General features: G+C 38.0%; 18 protein-coding genes, 1 tRNA gene and 1 rRNA gene. 2 read left to right on the top strand and 18 right to left on the bottom strand.

What is annotated here, in order from left to right:
- From FFM62_RS06340 to ruvA, 5 genes are all read right to left on the bottom strand, one after another.
- Positions 1-174, bottom strand: a 16S ribosomal RNA gene (locus tag FFM62_RS06340); the annotation flags it as partial.
- Positions 175-350: 176 nt separating this feature from the next.
- Positions 351-422: transfer RNA gene (locus tag FFM62_RS06335), tRNA-Gly, on the bottom strand.
- Between the two features lie 101 nt (positions 423-523).
- Positions 524-1,570, bottom strand: a complete 1,047-nt coding sequence (gene queA, locus FFM62_RS06330) for a tRNA preQ1(34) S-adenosylmethionine ribosyltransferase-isomerase QueA (RefSeq protein WP_115471322.1) — start codon at positions 1,568-1,570, stop codon at positions 524-526.
- Positions 1,571-1,586: 16 nt separating this feature from the next.
- Complete coding sequence (ruvB, locus tag FFM62_RS06325) at positions 1,587-2,594, bottom strand: Holliday junction branch migration DNA helicase RuvB (protein ID WP_075269884.1); 1,008 nt, start codon at positions 2,592-2,594, stop codon at positions 1,587-1,589.
- A gap of 17 nt (positions 2,595-2,611) precedes the next feature.
- A complete protein-coding gene (ruvA, locus tag FFM62_RS06320) occupies positions 2,612-3,199 on the bottom strand; it encodes a Holliday junction branch migration protein RuvA (protein WP_115471321.1) in 588 nt (195 codons plus the stop codon).
- Between the two features lie 393 nt (positions 3,200-3,592).
- Here ruvA and FFM62_RS06315 point away from each other — a divergent pair, with 393 nt between their 5' ends.
- The gene (locus FFM62_RS06315) at positions 3,593-4,822 is read left to right on the top strand and encodes a multidrug efflux MFS transporter (RefSeq protein ID WP_115471320.1); all 1,230 of its coding nucleotides are present in this window, start codon (positions 3,593-3,595) and stop codon (positions 4,820-4,822) included.
- A gap of 67 nt (positions 4,823-4,889) precedes the next feature.
- Here FFM62_RS06315 and FFM62_RS06310 read toward each other — a convergent pair whose 3' ends face one another.
- From FFM62_RS06310 to uvrC, 4 genes are all read right to left on the bottom strand, one after another.
- On the bottom strand, positions 4,890-5,504 hold the full coding sequence (locus FFM62_RS06310; RefSeq protein WP_115471319.1) for a DUF1361 domain-containing protein: 615 nt from the start codon (positions 5,502-5,504) through the stop codon (positions 4,890-4,892).
- A 79-nt stretch (positions 5,505-5,583) separates the two neighbouring features.
- Complete coding sequence (locus FFM62_RS06305) at positions 5,584-6,285, bottom strand: YigZ family protein (protein WP_240005924.1); 702 nt, start codon at positions 6,283-6,285, stop codon at positions 5,584-5,586.
- Between the two features lie 90 nt (positions 6,286-6,375).
- A complete protein-coding gene (gene obgE, locus FFM62_RS06300; RefSeq protein WP_115471318.1) occupies positions 6,376-7,686 on the bottom strand; it encodes a GTPase ObgE in 1,311 nt (436 codons plus the stop codon).
- A 93-nt stretch (positions 7,687-7,779) separates the two neighbouring features.
- On the bottom strand, positions 7,780-9,573 hold the full coding sequence (uvrC, locus tag FFM62_RS06295) for an excinuclease ABC subunit UvrC (protein ID WP_115471317.1): 1,794 nt from the start codon (positions 9,571-9,573) through the stop codon (positions 7,780-7,782).
- Between the two features lie 122 nt (positions 9,574-9,695).
- Between uvrC and FFM62_RS10395 the strand changes: the two genes are divergently transcribed.
- A complete protein-coding gene (locus FFM62_RS10395; protein WP_261789492.1) occupies positions 9,696-9,827 on the top strand; it encodes a hypothetical protein in 132 nt (43 codons plus the stop codon).
- Positions 9,828-10,057: 230 nt separating this feature from the next.
- Here FFM62_RS10395 and FFM62_RS06290 read toward each other — a convergent pair whose 3' ends face one another.
- From FFM62_RS06290 to glyQ, 9 genes are all read right to left on the bottom strand, one after another.
- Positions 10,058-11,308: an ABC transporter permease gene (locus FFM62_RS06290; protein WP_115471316.1), complete on the bottom strand. Its 1,251-nt coding sequence runs from the start codon at positions 11,306-11,308 to the stop codon at positions 10,058-10,060.
- A complete protein-coding gene (locus tag FFM62_RS06285; RefSeq protein WP_115471315.1) occupies positions 11,301-12,203 on the bottom strand; it encodes an ABC transporter ATP-binding protein in 903 nt (300 codons plus the stop codon). Before FFM62_RS06285 ends, FFM62_RS06290 begins: the two co-directional genes overlap by 8 nt.
- A gap of 282 nt (positions 12,204-12,485) precedes the next feature.
- Complete coding sequence (locus tag FFM62_RS06280) at positions 12,486-15,299, bottom strand: FtsK/SpoIIIE family DNA translocase (RefSeq protein ID WP_115471314.1); 2,814 nt, start codon at positions 15,297-15,299, stop codon at positions 12,486-12,488.
- Between the two features lie 43 nt (positions 15,300-15,342).
- Positions 15,343-15,858, bottom strand: coding sequence for a tRNA (cytidine(34)-2'-O)-methyltransferase (locus FFM62_RS06275; RefSeq protein WP_115471313.1), 516 nt, complete (start codon positions 15,856-15,858; stop codon positions 15,343-15,345).
- A gap of 129 nt (positions 15,859-15,987) precedes the next feature.
- Positions 15,988-17,130, bottom strand: coding sequence for an AI-2E family transporter (locus FFM62_RS06270; protein WP_115471312.1), 1,143 nt, complete (start codon positions 17,128-17,130; stop codon positions 15,988-15,990).
- 125 nt (positions 17,131-17,255) lie between these two features.
- Positions 17,256-18,281 (bottom strand): lactonase family protein, encoded by a 1,026-nt coding sequence (locus tag FFM62_RS06265; RefSeq protein ID WP_115471311.1) that lies wholly within the window; start codon positions 18,279-18,281, stop codon positions 17,256-17,258.
- A gap of 88 nt (positions 18,282-18,369) precedes the next feature.
- Positions 18,370-19,320 (bottom strand): TerC/Alx family metal homeostasis membrane protein, encoded by a 951-nt coding sequence (locus FFM62_RS06260; protein ID WP_115471310.1) that lies wholly within the window; start codon positions 19,318-19,320, stop codon positions 18,370-18,372.
- Positions 19,321-19,549: 229 nt separating this feature from the next.
- Positions 19,550-21,634: a glycine--tRNA ligase subunit beta gene (glyS, locus tag FFM62_RS06255; RefSeq protein WP_115471309.1), complete on the bottom strand. Its 2,085-nt coding sequence runs from the start codon at positions 21,632-21,634 to the stop codon at positions 19,550-19,552.
- Position 21,635: 1 nt separating this feature from the next.
- Positions 21,636-22,562, bottom strand: coding sequence for a glycine--tRNA ligase subunit alpha (gene glyQ / locus FFM62_RS06250; RefSeq protein WP_115471308.1), 927 nt, complete (start codon positions 22,560-22,562; stop codon positions 21,636-21,638).
- Between the last annotated feature and the right edge of the window lie 253 nt (positions 22,563-22,815).

The following is a 22,815-nucleotide window of genomic DNA, read 5'->3' as shown; positions in this document are numbered from 1 at the left end:
ATCCCCTGCTAAGAGGTAGGTTACCCACGTGTTACTCACCCGTTCGCCACTCTTTGTCAGATAAAATCAAATCAGAGCAAGCTCTTCATATCAATTAAAAACAAAGCGTTCGACTTGCATGTATTAGGCACGCCGCCAGCGTTCATCCTGAGCCAGGATCAAACTCTCATTTTAAAAGTTTGAGTATAACTCAACTTGTTGTTATTTGTTTAACAGAAGTTAAACGAATTTATTAGTGAATTGACTTCACAAATGTTTTGTATCAAGTAAAACTTGATGACCCCACACATTTGTTTCATCGAAACGATATTCAGTTTTCAATGATCAACATCACGTCAATAAAGACGTGAAGCGGACGACGGGAATCGAACCCGCATTCCCAGCTTGGAAGGCTGGAGCACTAGCCATTGTACTACATCCGCAAAGTGTTTATCTGTCTCAACAACAATATTAATAATACACATTTGTTCTGACAAAGTCAACACTTTTGTTATTTAAATTAATTTATCTTCTATGCCTATCCTTAATGGTGAATAAACATTGCATCCCCGAAACTGAAAAAGCGATATTTTTCAGTTACAGCATGCTTATAAGCATTTAAAATATTATCACGACCTGTAAAAGCAGCCACTAACATCACTAAGGTTGACTTAGGTAAATGGAAGTTGGTAATAAATGCATCCACAACTTGCCACTTAAATCCTGGCTTGATAAATATATCTGTCCAACCAGAATCTGCATGTAATGTACCATCAAACTTCGCACCTATCGTTTCAAGCGTACGAATTGATGTCGTTCCTGTGGCTACAATCCGACCACCATTAGCTCGAACCTCATTCAACGTCTGTGCGGCTTCTTCACTTAATTGATAAAATTCGGAATGCATTTTATGATCATCGATATTGTCTTCTTCAACTGGTCTAAACGTACCTAAACCAACGTGTAAAGTTAACTCAATCAATTTAATTCCTTTACCAACTACTTTTTGCAACAACTCAGGCGTCCAATGCAATCCTGCAGTTGGTGCAGCAGCTGAACCATTAACCTTTGAATAAACCGTCTGGTATCTTTCTTGATCTTCCAGCTTTTCTTTAATATATGGTGGTAATGGCATTTCTCCTAGTTCTTCTAGAATCTCCAAAAAAATACCATCATAATGGAACTTAATCATACGACCACCGTGTTCCAACTCCTCTGTCACTTCCGCAGTCAATCGTCCATCACCAAAAACTATTTTTTGACCAACTGGATATTTACGTGCAGGTTTCACAAGAGTCTCCCAAACGTCATCTTGATCTTGACGAAGTAATAAGACCTCAACATGGCCACCTGTTTCTGGCCGTACGCCATAAAGTCGTGCTGGCAAAACACGTGAATTATTCATGACTAAGGCATCACCAGGATTCAAATAATCAATGATGTCATAAAAATGACGATCATGTAATTCTCCAGTATCTGCATTTAATTCTAACAAACGTGAACCATCACGCTTTTCTAATGGTGTTTGTGCAATTAATTCGTGTGGCAAATCATAATCAAAGTCATTTAAACTAGTATATGTTTCCGTCATTTATCTTTACTCCTAACTATTTTTTATCAGGTAATGGTAATTGTAAGTGTTCATATGCCGCTAAAGTAACAACCCGTCCTCGTGGTGTTCGCTGTAAAAAGCCGATTTGTAATAAATATGGCTCATAAACCGATTCAATCGTATCGATCTCTTCACCAATATTAGCGGCAATTGTACCAACACCAACTGGGCCTCCTTGGTAAAATTTGATCATTGTTTCTAAAATCTTATGATCCACCTCATCAAGTCCCATGCCATCTATTTGCAATAAGGCGAGTGAAAAATTGACCATTTCATCGTTAATTATTTGCAAACCTTTCACAGTTGTAAAATCACGAACGCGTCGCAATAAGCGGTTTGCTATTCGTGGTGTTCCCCGTGATCGTCGCGCAAGTTCATAAGCACCCTCATCAGCAACTTCAATATTAAATATATCGGCTGAACGTTTAATAATCTCTGATAATTCAGTTGCCGTGTAATATGCCATATGTTCAACAATCCCAAAACGATCACGTAAGGGTTGCGACAACATCCCTGCCCGGGTCGTCGCACCAATCAACGTAAACGGTGGTAATGGAAAATGAATCGGGTGTGCATTAGGACCTTCGCCAGCAATAATGTCAACATAAAAATCTTCCATTGCTGAATATAACATCTCTTCAACTTGCTTAGGCAGACGATGAATTTCATCAATAAATAAAACATCGCCTGGGGCAAGTTCATTTAACAATGCCAGTAAATCACCAGACTTTTCAATTGCTGGACCAGATGTTGTCCGCAAATTGACCCCCATTTCGTGAGCCACAACCATTGCTAAGGTTGTCTTACCTAATCCTGGTGGTCCGTATAATAACATATGATCCAATGGTTCTGAACGTTGCTTTGCCGCCTCAATATATACCTGCAATCTTTGTTTTAAATCTTCTTGACCGATATACTGCTGCAATGTACTGGGACGTAACGTTTGTTCAATCGACTGTTCACCAGTGTCAGTAGACATATCATGTAAAAAGTCCTCTGCCATTTATTTCCCCCAAAACCTTACTGCAATAACTTCAAACCTGCACTCACGTATTCCGCAGTAGATAAGTTTGTTTGCTTTGTTAATTCTTTTTCAACACGCTTCGTATCCTTCTTCGCATATCCTAAAGCCTCTAAGGCTAATAAAGCATCAACTAATGCTGAATTTTCCCCATTTGCTGGCAGCGGATCATTAGACTCAACTGATAATGTCAAATCAGCAAGCTTATTTTGCAAATCTAAAACAATTTGTTGCGCTGTCTTTTTACCAATACCAGGAAACTTTGTTAAAAAGCTAATGTCATTTTGCATAATGGCATTAATTAATCCTGTATGGTCACTGTTTGCCAAAATTGCCAAAGCTGATTTAGGCCCAATACCTGAAACGTTCAATAATTTTTGAAATAAATCTTTATCTTCTTTATTAGAAAAGCCATATAAAGCTTGTTCGTTGTCACGAATTATCTGTTCAACGTAAACAGTCATTGTGTCATTCAAAGAAAAGGTATATGGGTTAGCAACTAGCACTCGATAACCAATTCCTTGTATGTCGATTACAATATAGCTTGGCAATATTGCTGTTATAGTACCTTTTAGATATTCGTACATGTTCTTCTCCAATTCTACAAGTCACTGCTTACATTATAGCAGAAAAATTCTAGCTATTTTTAATTTACCATGATTGTTAAATTTCATAATGTGAAATTTTGTACAATAATATTCACACTTTATTCACATTTCCTAGTTATTATTTAAATATCGACTTAAAGATAAGTAACGAGAAAGCCTACGCTCATTGCTTGGTCGTTTCGTCACCCACATGACGAAGAGTTTTTACTTTCCTAGTAAATCTACTCAATTAACATATCTCTTATTAAACCTACAACAAAAAGGGACTGGTTAATAGCCAGTTCTTTTTTGTTGTGGGTTTTATCACGTGCATGAATACTACAAAACGAGTAAAATGGTTATTTATAAAAAACAAATCAACAGGAGACAATCATGCTAAAAGAAAAATTGTCTGAGTTGCCTACTTGGCGCCGAAACTTGTTTGTACTTTGGTTTGGTGTTTTCATGACTGGTATTGGATTTAGTGAAGTTATGCCTTTTTTATCTCTATACGTAGATACACTAGGTGATTTTACTAAAAATCAATTAACCTTCTATAGTGGACTAACTTTTTCTATCACTTTTTTAATGACTGCAATTATATCGCCTTTTTGGGGAAAACTAGCTGATAGCAAGGGACGTAAACTTATGTTATTGCGTGCATCATTAGGAATGGCTATTGTGTTTTTCCTAATGGGAGCAGCCCAAAATATTTGGCAGCTTATTTTCTTTCGTGCGTTACAAGGTCTATGTGGTGGCTTTATTTCAAACGCGAATGCCATGATTGCTACCCAAACGCCAAAAGACAAATCTGGCTATGCTTTAGGGACACTAGTCACTGGTGTAACTGGCGGACAGCTAATTGGCCCATTCATCGGTGGTATTCTTGCTTCAATTGTGAGCTATCGTTTGTCTTTCATTATTACTGGTATTATATTTTTACTAGTATTTACACTTGTCATTACCTTGGTCAAAGAAGAGTTTACCCCAATTGCACCTGGCGAATCATTATCACGTAAAGAAGTATTTAAACAATTAAAACACCCCCAGTTAACGATTAGCTTATTTCTAACAACTTTTATCATTCAAATCGTTAATCAGTCCATCAGCCCGATCGTTGCCCTTTTTGTCCGTGAATTAAATAACGGCAATAACGGCACCACATTCTGGGCCGGAGTCGTTGCCGCTATGCCGGGTATTGCAACCATGCTGGCTGCACCAAAATTTGGAAGATTAGGTGATCGCATTGGTACACATCGTATCATGTTAATTGGATTTACACTGGCATTTTCATTTATGTTACCCACAGGGTTTGTCACTGCAGTTTGGCAGCTAGCCATCTTACGTTTTATGATAGGTATTTCTGATGCCACGATGCTACCTGCGGTTCAAACACTAATATCTAAAACAACGCCATCGCAGATTACTTCACGTATCTTTGCATACAATCAATCATTCCAATCATTAGGATCAGTTGCTGGACCAATAATGGGAACAATTGTTGCAATGTTTTTCGATTATAGAGGCATCTTCATTGCAAGTGCCCTCCTGATAGTCGTGAATGCTGTGCTATTCTTTTATCGTACAAAATCATTAAAAAATGATGATTCACTTAATTTATAAAAAAGGCCTTGATGTTCTTTTCAACTAGTTAGCAAAATAACTAGCAATGAAAAACACCAAGGCTTTTTTAATCAACATTTATACGACGAACCATGTGATATAACACTAATAGCGCAAATTGTAGCGCCCCAAATGAAATAACAAACACCAAACTATGCATTGATATCGAAGCCGTAAATAGTTTGATAACTTTTTGTGGATCACTAACGATTTCCCACGAATTAATACGCAAAAACCGACCGAGGTAAATACCATACGCCGAAACAAAAGACAAAATCATATAAAACAATATCGTCCAAATAGTTGAAGATTTTTGACAATAGACCCGACCAACAATGTGTGCTGAAGCAATTCCTAATATTAGGCCAGTTAATACACCCACTGCCAAAATAGCGTAATTAAAAAATTGGGTTTCAGTCATTAATCCGGTACCAATGGATGACAAATGACTAAAATCAGTCACCATATACATGGCATTTGGAAAAAAAGCTAACCAAACTAGTGTTATTAACCCCTTTACAAGACGATGCTTCTTGGCATACCGAATTAATAAGGCTAAATCAAATGGTATCAATGCTAAAAATATATTCCAAATTAAAAAATTATAGTTGGTTGGTACCAACCAAATGACCAAAAGCATGCCTAAAATAACGACGTGCACCCTGATAATATCCGTTTTCATTTTTTCTTCCAATACTTTGTTTTTTAACCTGATAAAAACATTTTACAGGACGTACGATAAATGCATCATAAAAAACAACTTATTTAAGCGTTTCAGTTTTTGCATGAACTTTATTCGTATATGGTATTTCATACCAATTAATATTCCCAACAACAATCTGCACCTGACCAGCCATTTCGTCAGTAACTGCCTGCTTGAATGCCGTCATTTCTGAATCAGCGACCGCAACTGTAATCGTTACATCAGACGCATAGGCTGTATCTAAAATCTGATAATCATTCTGCCCTAACCAATATTTCAGCGGGTCCAATTGCTTATAAGCAATTTGTAAACGTACTTCATGGCGCTGAATTCGTTCAATCAAGCCACTCGCTTCAACACCGCCTACAACAGTTCCTGCATAAGCTCTAACAAGCCCACCGGCACCAAGCTTAATGCCACCAAAATAACGCGTTACAACCACTGCAACATCGCGAATGGCATTATTTTTTAAAACTTCTAACATCGGTACACCAGCTGTGCCGGCCGGCTCACCATTATCAGAATATCGTTGTATTTCATTACGATCGCCTAGTAAATATGCCCAAACATTATGTGTTGCCTTACGATGAGTCAAACTAATACTATCGATAAATTGTTTCGCTTCTTCTTCATTTGACACACGCGCGATATTTACAATAAACCGCGACTTTTTGATAACTTGCTCCCAGGTTATCTGTTGCTTAGCAATTGTGATATATTTTCCCAACTCTTCAACATGTTCAACCTGATTTCCCGCCATATCATCCTCCTTTTTAATTAATAAAACTCGTTTATTCTCAGCTTTACCGAAAATAAACGAGCTATAAAATTTCCAAATATTTAATCGATCTTACTCTTCGTATTCAAATTGGAAATCTAAAATCTGTACAGTATCACCATTCTTCGCACCAGCTTCATGGAGCGCCTCATCAACACCCATAAACCTAATTTGACGTGCAAAACGCATTAATGATTCTGTAAAGTTTGTATTTGTACGCTTAAACAATCGTTCAATTTCATCACCAGATAGAATCCAAGTGCCATACTCATCTTGTGATAATTCGAATGGTTGCTCACGTCCCTCAAATTCATAATTTGCTTGTTCATCACCAGTTGCCACCATTCCCTTTGGTATAAAGGCAGGTGTCTCATCCAATAAGTCAGCTGTACGACGTAACAAAGGTTCCAAACCTTCACGTGATAATGACGAAATTGGCATGATTTCAAGATTATCAGGTACACTATCATCTTTACGAAGTTGCTCTTCAAACATTTCAAGGGCGGTTTGAGCATCCGGCATATCCATCTTAGTAGGTACAATAATTTGTGGACGCTCTAATAATGCTGGATCGTAGGCTGCTAATTCTTGATTGATTTTTATGTAATTATCGTAAGGATCCTGTTCTGGATCAACACCTGACATATCAATCATATGCAAAATAACTCTAGTTCGTTCAACATGCCGTAAGAATTGGATTCCTAATCCGACACCCTCCGAAGCACCTTCAATCAAACCAGGTAAATCAGCCATAACAAAATCACGTCCATCACCTAAACGTACCATCCCTAAGTTGGGCACTAAGGTAGTGAAATGATAAGCTGCCACCTTAGGCTTTGCTGCTGTTACAACTGATAATAACGTTGACTTTCCAACTGATGGGAAACCAACTAAGCCGACATCTGCCAATACTTTTAATTCTAGGGAAATATCTAATTCTTCACCTGGTTCACCATTTTCAGCAATCTCAGGAGCTGGATTTTTCGATGAAGCAAACCGAATATTACCACGACCACCACGGCCACCTTGGGCAATAACTAAGCGTTGCCCTTTTTCAGTCAAATCACCAATGACTGCACCCGTTTCTGTGTTTGTAATCGTCGTTCCTTGTGGAACTTTAATAATTAAATCTTCTGCTGATTTTCCTGTCATCCCCTTGGTAGCACCATTACCACCAACTTGCGCCTTAAAGTGGCGTTGATAACGGAAATCCATCAGCGTACGAAGGCCCTCATCAACAACCATGATGACCGATCCACCATGGCCACCATCGCCACCGAAAGGACCTCCCATATCAATATATTTTTCATGGCGGAATGAAACTGCACCATCCCCACCTTTTCCTGCTTTAACAAATATTTTTACTTGGTCGACAAACGCCATCGTTCATGACCTCACTTTCTTTTTTAGCTGCCTTGTAGCCAACTGTAAACTGTCGTGTTACATTTTACAGCACTTTCTCAGGTTTGACCACCTTTAGTCGTCATGATTTTGCATTGCTGCCAATGATATGCGTATATTATTGGCAACCTTTTCTGATATCCCCAATTGTTTTAAATCATCTAATGAGGCGTTCGCCATTTTATTTATTGAACCGAACTTTGTTAATAATTTTTGGCGTGTCTTGGGGCCAACCCCAGCAATACCATCTAGTCTTGAACCCAATGAACTTTTAGAACGTAGTTGACGATGAAATGTAATAACAAATCGATGGACTTCATCCTGTATCCGTTGTAATAAATAAAAACCTTGTGAATTTGGATCAAGGTGGACATGAGCCGCCCCTTCTTTCTTTAACAAGTCAGCAGTCTTATGCTGATCATTTTTTACCATAGCTGCTACCGGAATATCAAGACCTAATTCATCCTCGATAACCTCTCGAGCCGCATTTAATTGAATAACCCCACCATCCATTAAAATAAGATCTGGCATTTCCTCATGTTCTTTCAATAATCTTGTGTACCGTCGCCGAATGACCTCCATCGTTTCAGCATGTTCATCAGCGTGCTCAGTCGTTTTGTTTTTATACTTACGATATTTGTTTTTGTTTGGTACACCATCTTCAAAGACAACCATCGCAGAAACCATCGCTGTTCCTTGTAAATGAGAATGGTCAAAGGCCTCAATACGATGAATCTCTGGAATATTCAACGCATCAGCAATTTCTTGCATTGCACCACTGGTTTTTGACTCGTTCATCTCTAGTAGGCGGAATTTTTCATCCAAAACAATTTTGGCATTCTTCCCTGCTAATTCAAACAATGCCCGCTTTTCACCACGTTGCGGGGTCCGTACTGGCACATCAAACACCTGCGAAATAGCCTCTTTATCAACACCTGCCGGTACCAAGATTTCTTTTGGTAACACAGCATTCCGCCGATTGTAAAATTGTAAAATAAAACTTGTCAATTCTTCTTGTGCTGAACCAACTATAGCAAATAGCCGTTTTTCACGTTTCATTAAACGGGCTTGCCTAATAAAGAAAACCTGGACTGATAACCAACCTTTATCCATATAAAAATTAAAGATATCTCTGGGCGTACCATCACGTGAAATAATTTTTTGCTTTTCAACGGTTGCTTCAATAAATTTTAATTGGTCTCTTAAGTCAGCTGCACGTTCATAAGCCAAATTCGCCGCCGCATCAACCATTTTTTCTTGTAACATTTTGGTGACAACCCTGGTATCACCATCTAGAAAGCGTTTTATCTTCTTTATCTGATCACTATATTCTTGTTCAGGAACTACTTTGTAACAAGCACCTAAACACTGTCCAATATTAGCGTACAAACATGGGCGTCCTTGAAACCCATGACAACGCCGTAAAGGATAAACTTTTTGCAAAAAGTGCAAGGTTTCCTGAGCAGCATAGACATTCGGATAGGGGCCAAAATAATGACCACCGTCATCTGCTACTTCATTTGCTAATTGGATTTGTGGATCACGTTCATTAGTTATCTTAATATACGGATAGCCAGTCCCACGTTTTAACCTAATATTATAATAAGGCTGGTATTTCTGAATTAGCGTAATTTCTAGCAACAATGATTCTTTTTCAGAACTTGTCACAATAAAATCAAAGTCGGCGATATTAGCGACTAGCTGCTCAGTTTTTCCAGAGTGTTCACTTTTAAAATAAGAACGGACTCTATTTTTTAAATTTTTAGCCTTACCAACGTAAATAATTTTCCCATCTTTATCTTTCATTTGATATGATCCTGGTAAATCAGGTAATAAAGCTAATTTCTGTTCAATATGTTCTGATGCCATCTAGATGCCTTTCTTAACTATCAGCTGACAATTTGCCGTGTTTTTACCAATTTTTCTTATTTAACCAAATTTTAATTAAACATGCTATAATAGGTCTAACTATTACATAGGAGGTTCTTGACATGCCACTACAAACCAAAAGAAATGATGAATTAGCTCGTCAAGTTGACGAGGTTTTTGATATTCCTGATTTAAACGACAAAAATAAAGATCGTTTCCTCGGCAATCAACAAAATGAGGAAGAAGAAAAATAAGTTAATCAAGAGCCTGGAACAAAAGATGTTCCAGGCTCTTTTATGTCCAGAATTTGAAAAATTTTAAACATAAACGCGTACCAAAAGCTAACGCCTGAATATAACAAGTGTCTTTTGTCTCGCTGTCTTTTCTTTATTGCTACATACTTTATACAATAATAACTATGAGTATTCACCTCTACATCATAACAACCCTATGCTACTTTCTCAATAGCATAGGGTTGTTACCGTTAATCATCAATTGTTTTTTTACTAAATAATCCTTTTAAGCTCAACAAAGCTGCTTTAGTAATATTACCATCACTGTACGTTAACACATTTTTCTTATAAACTCGTAATCCATATCTGGCCAAGAAAATCAGCACAATAACTTCTAATACTAATGCAACGAACGCATCAGTCATATTAGCATATTGTAATCCTAAGCGTGCTGGCATAAGCGTCTGAGATACAAATGGCACATAAGACAATGTATTAATCAACATATTATGTGGCTGACCCTCAAGGATAAACGTCAAAATATAGCCAATCATCGCCATATAAGTAATTGGAGATACAGCTTGTTGTACTTGACTCAAGTCATTGATCATTGCCGATATAATTGCTGTTAAAATCATGTACAAGAATATCCCAACAATCGCTAACAATCCCGTCATTACGGCAAAACCAACATCAACACCAGTAAGAAGTTCCTTAGCCATGTCAACATATTTATTATCAGGCACAAAGGCGTAGCCAATGACGCCAGCCACAACATACACAATACCATGGGTAATTGCCAGCGCAGCAACGCCTAATAGTTTACCAAAAAATTGTACCCCAGCCGAAGTGACTGCTAACAAAATTTCCATAATTCGCGAAGACTTTTCATTCGCAATTTCTTGAGCAATCATGCCGACATACGCCGTCAGAAAAATAAAGATAAAGATACCTAATCCACCAGCTAGCATACTATTAGCAGCGTTTGAAGATACACCACCCGTTGATGTTTTACCATTGTTGCTATAGACAGTTGAATTAAATGGTGGTGGTTGAATCAAATCTTGTAATTGTTTCGTATCTAAATGCAATTTGGCTGCTTGATTAACCATATAATATTGATTAATCGTCGTTTGCAAAGTATCTTCAGATAGTGATTCAGCATCTTTGGCCATCGTTAAATGATAGCACTCATTTTGCGAAGTCAAATAACCATCAATCTTATCATTACGCAAGGCTTGTTTGGCTTTAGCCGACGACTTGATATTCGTATACTGCGCACCAACTGATTTATTTTTCTCCAAATACGTCGTTAGTGATGTGTTATTCACTATTGCTACAGTAGGTTTCTCATCACTTTTAGTAGCATCTATTGCAAACGTAATACCGAAGATAACCAGTAAAATTAATAATGGTGCTAAAACAACCGACCAAAAGCCGAATGTTTTCATGCGATTCATATAAGTTTGTCGGGCAACCAAAAATAATTGATGTCTAGTCATTTTTAATACCCCCGGCAACTTCACGACGGAAAATTTCGTCTAATGTAGGTGGTGTCTGTGCAAACACCGGTACATACCCGTCTCGAGCAACAATCCTGAACACCTCTTTACCAACACGATCATCTGATAACTTCAGATGTCGGCCATCACCTTCTTTCTCAACCGAGACGACACCTGGTATCGCTAATAATTCCGCATCTTCTACAGGTGATTCTAAATAGATTTCACTACGTCCAAATGACTCTCTAATATCAGATAAACCACCACTTAGCACTGTCTGTCCATGTTTTAACATTAATAATTCATCTGATAACTTTTCAACACCACTCATATTATGTGAACTAAAGATAATCATCGTGCCGTTGTGCTTCAGGCGTAAAATTTCATTCATCATGAGTTGGGCATTAACTGGATCAAGACCAGTAAATGGTTCATCCAATATCAGTAATGATGGTTCAGTAATCACCGTCGCAATTAATTGAACTTTTTGTGCATTACCTTTAGACAGACTTTGGACTTTATCAGTTACCTTACCCACAACGTCCAGTCTAGTCATCCAATGCTTTAATTTTTGTTTTGCATCACTCTTCGACATACCATGTAGTGCAGCAAAATAAACAACTTGCTGTTCAATACTCAATTTTTGATACAAGCCACGTTCTTCAGGCAAAAAACCAATATTTTGCCTATCTCGATTTGTAATAGCATGATTATCCCAAGTAATCGTACCTTGTGTGGGCTTAATAAAATCCAGCATCATTCGGAAAGTTGTCGTTTTCCCAGCACCATTCTGGCCAATCAAACCAACGACATGTCCTGCTTCTAGTTGCATATTCATATTGTCAACCGCAATTTTGTCACCAAACTCTTTTGTTAAATTTTTTAATTCTATCATGCAAAAACTCCTATCATAATTGGCAGTTAACACTATTAGGATAGCATATTTTGTTAAAATAACTATCTTTTAAATTAAAAATCACCAATACTATCAACCTAAGATGTTAAAAAAGAGACTGCGAGACAAAAGTTGCTTTGAAATTCAGTTATGTGATAAGAATTACAAAGAAACATAATTAATACATTTTTAACACAAAAAAACTGGAACATTTTTGTCCCAGCTTCTCATTTAATCTAAAACTTTTTAATCGTAATTCCGAATGTCTGAATTGCTCATTTCTTACTGTGCATCCTTTTTAAAACGATCCATCATTTCAGCAGTAAACTTCAACTCACGTGGCTTAGAACCATTTGCCGGACCGATTAATCCACGATCTTCTAAGGCATCAATAATTCGTCCAGCACGATTATAGCCCATCCCGAAGTGACGTTGAATAGATGATGTCGATGCACCATTTGCACGAAGAATGAATTCCAAAACTTCATCCCACTTTTCATCCAATTCGTCATTACCTGAGCCATGACCATTTTCTAATGCCTGTACTTCAGCATCTGATACTGACATTGATTCATCATATTGTGCACTACCTTGTTGCTTAATATAATCAGTAATTGCTTCAACATCATCATCAGATATAAACGCACCTTGGACACGTTGTGGTCCATTTGACCCGATTGGCGCAAATAACATATCACCACGACCTAATAGTTTCTCAGCACCATTACCATCTAAGATAGTACGTGAATCAACACCAGAGGATACGGCGAAAGCCATTCGTGATGGTACGTTCGCTTTAATCAATCCAGTAATAATATCAACCGATGGTCGTTGTGTGGCAACTATCATATGGATACCAGCAGCACGTCCCAATTGCGCGATTCGAACAATGGCATTTTCAACGTCTCCTGATACAGACGACGTCATCATCAGATCAGCCAACTCATCAATAATAACAACTAGATATGGCAATTTTTGCGAAGCAACACCCTTTTCGGTTTCATCACGCTTTTTCATTAGCTTATTGTAACCGTCAATATTACGGACACCTTCTTCAGCCAATAACTTAAAGCGACGATCCATCTCAGCAACAACCTTCTTTAGTCCCAACGCTGCCTTTTTTGGATCCGAAACAACTGGTGTAATCAGATGCGGAATGTCGTTATAAACTGACAACTCCACCTTTTTAGGGTCAACAAGCATCAAACGTACTTGTGAAGGTTTAGCTTGCAATAGAATTGAAGCTAAAATACCATTAATAGCCACTGATTTTCCTGACCCAGTTGAACCAGCAATTAGCAAGTGCGGCATTTTAGTCAAATCAACTTTAACAACGCCACTTGTGACACCTCGTCCAATTGGCACAACCAATGGTTTTTCAGTGTCAATACCGGCTTCTTCAACCATGTCACGAAAACCAACTGTCGCTTGTTGATCATTGGCGACTTCAATACCAACAACATTTTTTCCAGGAATTGGTGCCTCAATACGTAAGGACTTTGCTGCTAATGCTAGCGCTAAATCATCAGCCAAATTTTGGATTTTCGAAACTTTGACCCCAACAGCCGGTTTAATTTCATACTGAGTAACTGTTGGTCCTAACACAACCTTTTCAACCGTTGCATTAATTTTGAAACTCTGCAAAGTTTGATGAAGAATCTGAGCCTTTTCACTAAGGGCATCACGTTCCTGTGATTGATCAGTCGAACCAATTTGTTGTAATAACTGGGTTGTTGGTATGCGATAGTCCTCATCACTAACCACGGTTGCCAACCCGCTTGCATCAACATCTGGCGTTGGCTCCGACATTGCTGACGGTGTCACATGCATATTAGCTTGATGCGACGTTTGCTTAGCTTCACTTTTTGCTGGTCGATCTAGCATATCCACATGTGACAATGGCACATCCTGACCTGGTAGCAAATCATCGTCCGCTAAGTCTTCACCATAAACAACTGGTTCAACTGGATCAGCTGACTGTACAACTCGTTTAGAATCAAAACTTGTCTTGGCTTGTTGTGGTGCGCTTGATTGCATTGAGGCAGGCGCCGTTGAAGCAGCAGCATGCTGTGCCTTAGTTTCAGTTGCTGTGGCACTACTTGACTGGCTCTTTTTCATTAATTCTGGATCAACAGACACTGTCGCCTGTTGATCATATTGAGAAGTCGGTGCCACAATTTCAGGTACCACAAACTTAGTAACCGAAGCTTCTGCATCATTATCAGTTAATGCTTGTTTCTTATTGGGTACCTTAAAATGGACTTCACCCGATGAAGACGCCTCAGGTAATGGATTTTCTTTCTTCTCTTGGTTAGAACTAAAAGGATCTTCATTAAAGAAATCCTTCATCGCCTCTTGCTGACGATCTTTTTGTTTTGTACGGAACGTACTAATTGACTCTGTCATTTTTTCATGGGCCGTTGTCGCCTGAGTCTGTACTAAATCACCTGCGCCTTCAGCAAACGTAAAGAAATTATCAAAGACGCTACGGATTGGTAATCGGAACATCACAACATTACCAACAATCAATAGCACGATAGCAAGCAACCATGAGCCAAAATTACCTGTTGCTAAATAAGTATATTGATAGATAAACGCACCAATAATACCACCACCTACCGGCGTTGTAACCGCATGATTATTTAAATCTTGATTAATTAATTGTTGGATAGTGACAACATAATCGCTATGCAAATCCATCTTATTAAATAACAAAATAGAACCAATCAACATAATACCCACATAAAATGTGGTAAAGCCTAGATAATGATGCCATTTCAATCGAGGCGGCCATGTTCCATATGCCATGACAACTAGAAATGGTATCAACAAGACAATCAACAATATTTGGTAAGAGCCACCCACCAATAAGCGGACTAAGTTTGCCACTAATTTGCCAACCAATCCGACTTTAGCAATTGCTAGGATGGTTAAAATAACTGCAATTAATCCTGAAATCTGTGGTAAACGTGAGATAAACCAATCCAAAGTATCATTGTTTTTTTTCTTCTTACGATTAGTTGTCTTTCTTGGAGTGCTTTTTTTAGGGCGACCCCTTGTTGGCTTTTTTCTAGCTGTACTCTTCTTATATGCCATATGGTCCTCCTTTCTTAAAAATTAGAGACCAATCATCTAGTGTTTACTTCAGTTTATCGTAATCATATTCATGAGTCAGATCAAGATTAGGAAAACTTTGTTGACGCAAAACTTCATAAATAACAATTGCTGCTGTATTTGAAAGATTTAGTGAACGAATGTGATTATCATTTTGTGGGATACGCAAAGCTTGGTCTGGATGCTCCTTCATAAAGGGCTCAGGCAAGCCTGTTGTTTCTTTACCGAATAAGAAATAATAATCATGATCAGGATTTGTATAGTCAGCTTGATGATATGACTGTTTTGCAAATTTAGAGATAAGGAACAATTCATCAGTATCTTTTAGCGTTGCCATAAAAGCAGGCAAGTTCTTGTGAACGGTAATATCAACATTATCCCAATAGTCCAAACCAGCACGTTTGACATGTTTATCATCTAATTTAAATCCTAGTGGTTCAATTAAATCCAATTTGGCATTAGTTCCAGTAGCGGTTCTCGCAATGTTCCCCGTATTCGCTGGCATTAATGGTTCAAACAAAACAATGTGATTCGTACTCATAATTTAACTTCTCCTATTCTCCTTAGGTCATTTTTTAACCTACACGTGATTAATGCATACAAAAACAAGTATAGCACGTACTTTAGGTACCTTGCGCTATACTTGTCAAAATTTATTAATGTTTTAATTCTAGTCAGTTTCTTTAAAGATATCAGAAGTCGATTCCCACCAACTATAGAAGCGGTAAACCAACACTTTCAAAATGGCATATCCAGGTACTCCAAAAATAACACCTAAGACGCCAAACACATTTCCCGCTGATAGCAAAACAATCAGAACGGTTACTGGATGAATTTTCATTGAAGATCCCAACAACTTTGGTGAAATCAGTCGTCCTTCTAACGTTTGCTCAATCATAAAGACAATCAGAACAGATATCAACATGATTGGTGAAACAAAAATACCGACAACAATGGCTGGCACCATTGCCAAAAATGATCCTAGGAAAGGAATAATATTCAAAATTCCAGCGACAATGGCAATTAACCAACCATAGGGTAACCCTATAATTGTATATCCAATCGCAAACATAATCATTACCGCAAACGCAACTGCAATTTGGCCACGAATGTAATTTGAAATTTGCGTACTAATTTCTTTTAGTGTCTCTAAAAATGAGCGGCGTGCCTTGGCTGGCAAAAACTTTGCTACATACGCTGGCATCTGATGGCCATCCTTTAGCAAGTAAAATAGGACAAATGGGAAAGTAATAATGGCAATCACAACACTAGTGACTGTCCCCACAACAGAAGACACACCATGTAGCCCTTTCTTAGCATATTCGGCTGAATAATCTTGTAACCAACTTGATATTTCGGTATTAGTTGTATTAAACCATTTATTAATAGCATTAAATTGTTTGTTTGACGTAAATTGATCAACCATATGCACAATTTTATGCCAATAGGTTGGCCATTCTTCAACCAAACTACCAATTTGACTACTTACCCAGGGAATAAACACTGCTAAACCCCAAACAATCAAAACAGCCAAAATTAAAAATTGAATTGAAATAGTGGCGATTCTCGGAAAATTATACCGACGTTCTGCCCAATCGACCATCGGATTCAATAAGAAATAAAATACACCTGCAATAATGATTGGCGCACCAACAGCCCTAAAGAATTCCGCAACTGGTGCGAAAATAAATTCTACTTTATGAAGCATAAAGATAATTATTAAAAATAATAAAATCATTAACATTGCAGATACAACCTTATTATCCAGCATCCAACGCTGGAAAATTGATTGACTATTTGGCTTTTCTTTCATGTTTTTGCCTCTCTTTAATAATATTTACACAATTATTTTTTATAAAAAATCCCCATCTGGTGCACATACAGCTTAATATGCATCACCATAGTGGGAATCATCCATGATTAATAACAAATCATTAATTAAACAAACAAAACACGAATTGCTTCTGGTATGGCAAAGTCCTTCTGAACCAGACTAAGCTTTCCAGTATCACTATTACGTGAATATACTGAAACATTATCAGTATTTTGGTTAGCTGCAACTAAGTAATTTTCCTCAGGATTTAAAGCAAAATCTCGTGGGAAGTCCCCTTCAGTTGAAACCCATTGCATGTGTTCAACGGCAGCACCATCTGCTTTAACCGCAAATACCGCAATTGAGTTGTGCCCACGATTTGATGTATAAATAAAGCGGCCATCCTTTGATACATAGATAGCAGCACCACCGTTATGAGCATCCCAGTTTTCAGGAATCATCAAAACGGTTTGTAACAAAGTAAACGAACCATCTTCATGATACTTTAATACTGATAACTTAGATGATAGTTCTCCAAGTAGATAAGCATACTGGCCATCGGGACTAAAACGAATGTGACGCGGTCCAAAACCAGCTTCAGTATTAAACGTTGCAACTAAGCTTAATTTACCTTCACTAGAAACATCAAATGTGAGCACCTTATCAGCCCCCAAATCAGCAACGACCACCCGATTATCAGGTGTTAAATTGCTAAAGTGGACATGTGTGCCTTCTTGCTCTGGACGAGGACCTTTTCCTTCAGATTGATATGAATCAGTTAAAGTCAAATTACCGTCTTCAGAAATTGCATACACATCCAACGTCCCTTTATGATAGTTTCCTGTATATACTAATTGACGTGATTCATCGACAGCAACATATGCTGGTGCTGCCCCTTCAGTAAGCAGCTCTTGCTGTAATGTTGCATGACCATCTTTATAATCATAGACAGCAACACCACCTTCGCCGTCACCCTTATCAACTGCGTATAACTTGTTGGCTTTACTTAATGCCAAATAAGTAGGTGAACCAAGTTCTGCTACAAGATTTTGATTAGATAACTGCCCTGACTCAGTATCGAAATCTGCAACATAAATTCCTTTTGAAACGCGTTTTGTATAAGTTCCAAATAAAATATGTTCTATTGCCATTTTCACGCTCACTTTCTCACTAGTATTGATTCAAGTTGCCTACATTATATCATAATTTGCATATATAATTAACTGGCATCCATATGGTCTAAAATTTACGACGTTCTTGCACGCGACCCACGATCACTGATGCAATAATCGAAATAATCAATAGCGTGACAATAATAATTAATGACACAATATTGGAAATATGCCATGCACTCCCTAGCGCTTTCATTCCTTCGTTAAAGATCATCTTAGTACCAATAAATGCCAAAATAATGGCAAGTGCATACTTAATGTACCGAAACATCGGCAAGATACCAGACAAAGCAAAGTATAGCGAACGTAATCCCATAATTGCGAAAATATTTGACGTCACCACAATAAAAGTATTTTGAGTGACTGCTAATACGGCAGGGATTGAATCAACTGCGAATAATAGGTCAGTTCCTTCAATAAATAATAGTGCTATCAAAAACTTTGTTGCATAGCGCTTACCGTTTTCTTTCACAATAAAATGTGGTTCAGTAACCCCTTCTTTAATCGGTAAAAATTTACGTAGTAACTTAATAAAGCGATTATCATTCAGATCCTGTTGCTCATCTTTCTCAAAGAGCATTCTAACACCCGTAATAATTAGGAAAATACCAAATAGATACATTAACCAAACAAAACGATGCAATAAGGCTGCACCACCAAAGATAAACAGCACTCGCATAATCAAAGCACCAAAGACACCCCAAAATAATAAGCGATGTTGATACTTGATATCAATATTGAAAAATCCGAAAACGAGTATGAAAATAAATAAATTATCGATACTTAATGATTTTTCTAATAGGTATGCCGTAATAAAATCCAATGCATGACTACTACCCATTGTCTGCCAAATGATACCACTAAATATAAAAGCCAAAGCAATCCAAAAGGCACTCCACAATAATGATGATTTCATCGTTGGTGCATGGTTACCCCGATGAAATACTCCTAAATCCAATGCCAACATAATAATGACAAAAACAAAAAACAACACCCAATAACCTAAACTAACCGCCATCGATATCTCAACTTTCTTTTATGGTACTGATAGAGCGACATTGTCAATAAAATTAATGTGCCAAATATACCTGATGAAGCCTTAAATATAATTAAAAAATGCAGAGCGAGACAATAGTTGTTTTGAAGCCGATATGTCACGTGATTTGCGATATTTTTAACACAAAAAGGTTGGAACAATCATTTTGTTCCAACCTCTGTTATGAAAATTATTTGTATTTATCAGAATATTAGTTTGATTTCACATCAAGCGCCATAAAGTTAGCGACTTTTTCTGCTTCATCAGAAACTAATTGCAAAGTTGCCAGACGATTCTGCTTGACAGCTTCATCGTCAACCATAACCATAGTTTGGTCAAAGTATGCAGCAATAGCTGGTTGCAACCCTAATAATGCAGCAATTAATTCATCAGTCGTAAATGCTTTATCAGCGAATGATCCGATTTGATCATAAAGTTGCTTTTCGGCATCATTTTCAAACAAAGCCGTATCAACAGCTGAATCCGTTGGGTTCTTAGAAGTTAAGCGCATCACACGAGTCAATGATTCGACACCTTCACGGAACATTGCGTCTTCACTATGCGCCAATAACGCATTTGCTGATGTGAACATTTGCGTTGTATCTGTTAATTTACCAGTAGTTACCGCGTTGATAACATCATAACGAACCTTTTCAGTCTGTAATGCTTTGACAACACGGTCAGTTAAGAATGCAAGTACATCGCTAATCACAGCTTGTAAGTTATGTGCGACATCTTCAGGAAGACCCATGTAACTATCATCTGCTAAGACACCATCAACCAATGCTGATAGGAGATCATTGACTGGCAAATGCCAATCATTCGCATGCAAAATATTAACCACACCAGAAGCAGCACGACGTAGCGCATATGGATCATTAGAACCTGATGGCATCATACCACCCGCAAAGAATGATAGTAGACTATCTAACTTATCAGCCAAGGCCAAAACTTTACCAAGCACGGATTCTGGTAGGTCACCATCCGCAGAAATTGGCATATAATGCTCACGGATAGCCTGGGCAACAGCTGGATCTTCACCAAATAACAAGGCGTACTTCTCACCCATCACACCTTGCAATTCATCAAATTCACCAACCATGCCCGTCATTAAGTCGAACTTATAAATCTCGGCAGCACGAGCTAATTGTTGCTGTTGATCGTCAGTCAATGAAATATTGTGTCCAATTATAGCAGCTAATGCTTGAACACGAGTTGTATGACTCGCAACTGAACCTAATTTGGCGTGGAACGAAACAACCTGCAACTTATTATTATAAAAGTCTATGTCATTCTTTTGGTCCTCATGATAGAAGAACTTGGCATCTTCCAAACGAGCAACCAACACCTTTTCATTTCCAGCAATAACGTTATCTAAGTGTTCATTATTACCATTACGTACTGAGACGAAATATGGTAATAATGATCCTGACTCATCAATAACATGGAAGAATCGTTGGTGCTCACGCATTGAAGTAATCAAAACTTCATCAGGTAATTCTAAGTATTCAGCATCAAAACGGCCCACAAAGGCGGTTGGATACTCAACAATATTATTAACTTCCTCTAATAAGTCAGCGTCTTTTTCGATCTGCCATTTGTTTTCTGTTGCAAGTGCATCAATTTGAGAAACAATATTAGCCTTACGCTTATCCGCATCAGCCTGAACGTACACTTTTTCCAAATCATTCTCGTAATCAGCCGCATTGTTGATGTTAATGGTTTGACCCAAGAAACGGTGACCACGTGTTTCACGTCCTGAAGCAACATCCAAGATATTAAATGGTACAACTGTATCATCAAGCAAGGCAACAATCCAACGAATTGGTCGTACATACTCAAATGTATGACGTGCCCACTTCATCGTTGTTGTAAAGGTCATGCTTGTGATGACTTCTTTAAAGCCCGCCAAAACTTCTGTAGCTGGTTGACCAGCCTCGAACTTTGTTACAAAGATATATTCATTACCCTTGAACTCTTTAAAAGTAATATCATCCGTCGTCATGCCTTGACCACGAGCAAATCCTTGGGCGGCCTTTGAATAATTACCTTCTTTATCAAAAGCAGCTTTTTTAGCAGGTCCTTTAATTTCTTTCGTTAAATCATCTGCTTTATCAGCAACATCTGAAATTAAGATTGCCAAACGACGAGGTGTTGAAAATGGCTTGATGTCACCATATTGTAACCGGTTTTCTTTCATAAAATCTGCTGCTCGTTCAACCAGTTGATCAATTGCTGGTGTCACCAAATGTGCTGGCATTTCTTCTAAACCAATTTCTAATAAAAAGTTTGCCATATTAGTTTTCCTCCTCGTCAGCTGGCAAGTACTTTGCCCGCAATTCTTCATCCTTTAATAGTGGGAAGCCTAGTTTCTTACGCTCGTCAATAAATGCACGTGCGACTGAACGAGCCATGTTTCGAATACGTGAAAGATATTTTGCACGCTCGGTAACAGACACAGTACCACGAGCATCTAACAAATTAAATGTGTGTGATGACTTCAAAATATAATCATAGGCTGGATGAACAAGGCCTTCTGCTAATAATTTTTTAGCTTCCGCTTCATACTCGTTAAAGTGACGTAGTAACATCTCTGAATCTGACTTTTCAAATGAATAAACGGAATGTTCATATTCAGGTTCCTTAAAGATATCACCATACATGACGCCATTTCCCCATTCCAAATCATAAACAGTTGGCACATCTTGAATATACGAAGCCAAACGTTCCAAACCATAAGTAATTTCAGACGTTACAGCATCAACTTGGATACCTCCAACTTGTTGGAAATAAGTAAACTGGGTCACTTCCATACCATCAAGCCAAATTTCCCAACCAATACCGGCAGCTCCCATTGATGGGTTTTCCCAGTTATCTTCAACAAAGCGAATATCGTGAGCTAACGGATCAATTCCCAGCGCCTGTAATGAATTCAAATATAATTCCTGAATATTATCAGGAGATGGCTTCATAACCACTTGGAACTGATGATGCTGATAAAGACGATTAGGATTATCACCATAGCGACCATCAGCTGGTCGACGTGATGGCTCAACATAGGCCGCATGCCATGGTTCGGGACCATTCGCACGTAAAAAGGTAAAGGGGCTCATCGTTCCCGCACCTTTTTCGGTATCATAGGCCTCCATTAACATGGCTCCTTGGTCAGCCCAAAACTTTTGTAACGTCAAAATAATATCTTGCACACTCATTTTTGCGCTCATTATGACAAATATTCCTTTCTTTCTACTGAGTAAAGCCACAAAAAAGCCCTACATCAACCATCAAACATTGGTTAATGTAGGGACGATAATTTCGCGGTTCCACCCTACTTCTAGTACCGAAATACTAGCAGCTTTTTTAATTGAGTTTATTAATTAGTAGTGCCCCTTAATTATTACTAGACCACCCTCACATTAACGATGGCTTGCTGTGCTAATAATAGATTAATTTTTCCACTAATTGTCGTAAGCTTTA

Source organism: Weissella thailandensis (assembly GCF_005405465.1).
Classification (GTDB): Bacteria; Bacillota; Bacilli; order Lactobacillales; family Lactobacillaceae; genus Weissella; species Weissella thailandensis.
This window is presented reverse-complemented; position numbering and strand designations above follow the sequence as displayed.

Excerpts from the sequence above, each read along its gene's own strand:
- FFM62_RS06280 (WP_115471314.1), bottom strand. The coding sequence starts at position 15,299 with ATGGCATATAAGAAGAGTACAGCTAGAAAAAAGCCAACAAGGGGTCGC.
- ruvB (WP_075269884.1), bottom strand. The coding sequence starts at position 2,594 with ATGGCAGAGGACTTTTTACATGATATGTCTACTGACACTGGTGAACAG.
- FFM62_RS06310 (WP_115471319.1), bottom strand. The coding sequence starts at position 5,504 with ATGAAAACGGATATTATCAGGGTGCACGTCGTTATTTTAGGCATGCTT.
- uvrC (WP_115471317.1), bottom strand. The coding sequence starts at position 9,573 with ATGGCATCAGAACATATTGAACAGAAATTAGCTTTATTACCTGATTTA.
- FFM62_RS06265 (WP_115471311.1), bottom strand. The coding sequence starts at position 18,281 with ATGGCAATAGAACATATTTTATTTGGAACTTATACAAAACGCGTTTCA.
- FFM62_RS06290 (WP_115471316.1), bottom strand. The coding sequence starts at position 11,308 with ATGACTAGACATCAATTATTTTTGGTTGCCCGACAAACTTATATGAAT.
- FFM62_RS06315 (WP_115471320.1), top strand. The coding sequence starts at position 3,593 with ATGCTAAAAGAAAAATTGTCTGAGTTGCCTACTTGGCGCCGAAACTTG.
- glyQ (WP_115471308.1), bottom strand. The coding sequence starts at position 22,562 with ATGAGCGCAAAAATGAGTGTGCAAGATATTATTTTGACGTTACAAAAG.
- FFM62_RS06275 (WP_115471313.1), bottom strand. The coding sequence starts at position 15,858 with ATGAGTACGAATCACATTGTTTTGTTTGAACCATTAATGCCAGCGAAT.
- FFM62_RS10395 (WP_261789492.1), top strand. The coding sequence starts at position 9,696 with ATGCCACTACAAACCAAAAGAAATGATGAATTAGCTCGTCAAGTTGAC.
- glyS (WP_115471309.1), bottom strand. The coding sequence starts at position 21,634 with ATGGCAAACTTTTTATTAGAAATTGGTTTAGAAGAAATGCCAGCACAT.
- FFM62_RS06305 (WP_240005924.1), bottom strand. The coding sequence starts at position 6,285 with ATGGCGGGAAATCAGGTTGAACATGTTGAAGAGTTGGGAAAATATATC.
- queA (WP_115471322.1), bottom strand. The coding sequence starts at position 1,570 with ATGACGGAAACATATACTAGTTTAAATGACTTTGATTATGATTTGCCA.
- obgE (WP_115471318.1), bottom strand. The coding sequence starts at position 7,686 with ATGGCGTTTGTCGACCAAGTAAAAATATTTGTTAAAGCAGGAAAAGGT.
- FFM62_RS06270 (WP_115471312.1), bottom strand. The coding sequence starts at position 17,130 with ATGAAAGAAAAGCCAAATAGTCAATCAATTTTCCAGCGTTGGATGCTG.
- FFM62_RS06260 (WP_115471310.1), bottom strand. The coding sequence starts at position 19,320 with ATGGCGGTTAGTTTAGGTTATTGGGTGTTGTTTTTTGTTTTTGTCATT.
- ruvA (WP_115471321.1), bottom strand. The coding sequence starts at position 3,199 with ATGTACGAATATCTAAAAGGTACTATAACAGCAATATTGCCAAGCTAT.
- FFM62_RS06285 (WP_115471315.1), bottom strand. The coding sequence starts at position 12,203 with ATGATAGAATTAAAAAATTTAACAAAAGAGTTTGGTGACAAAATTGCG.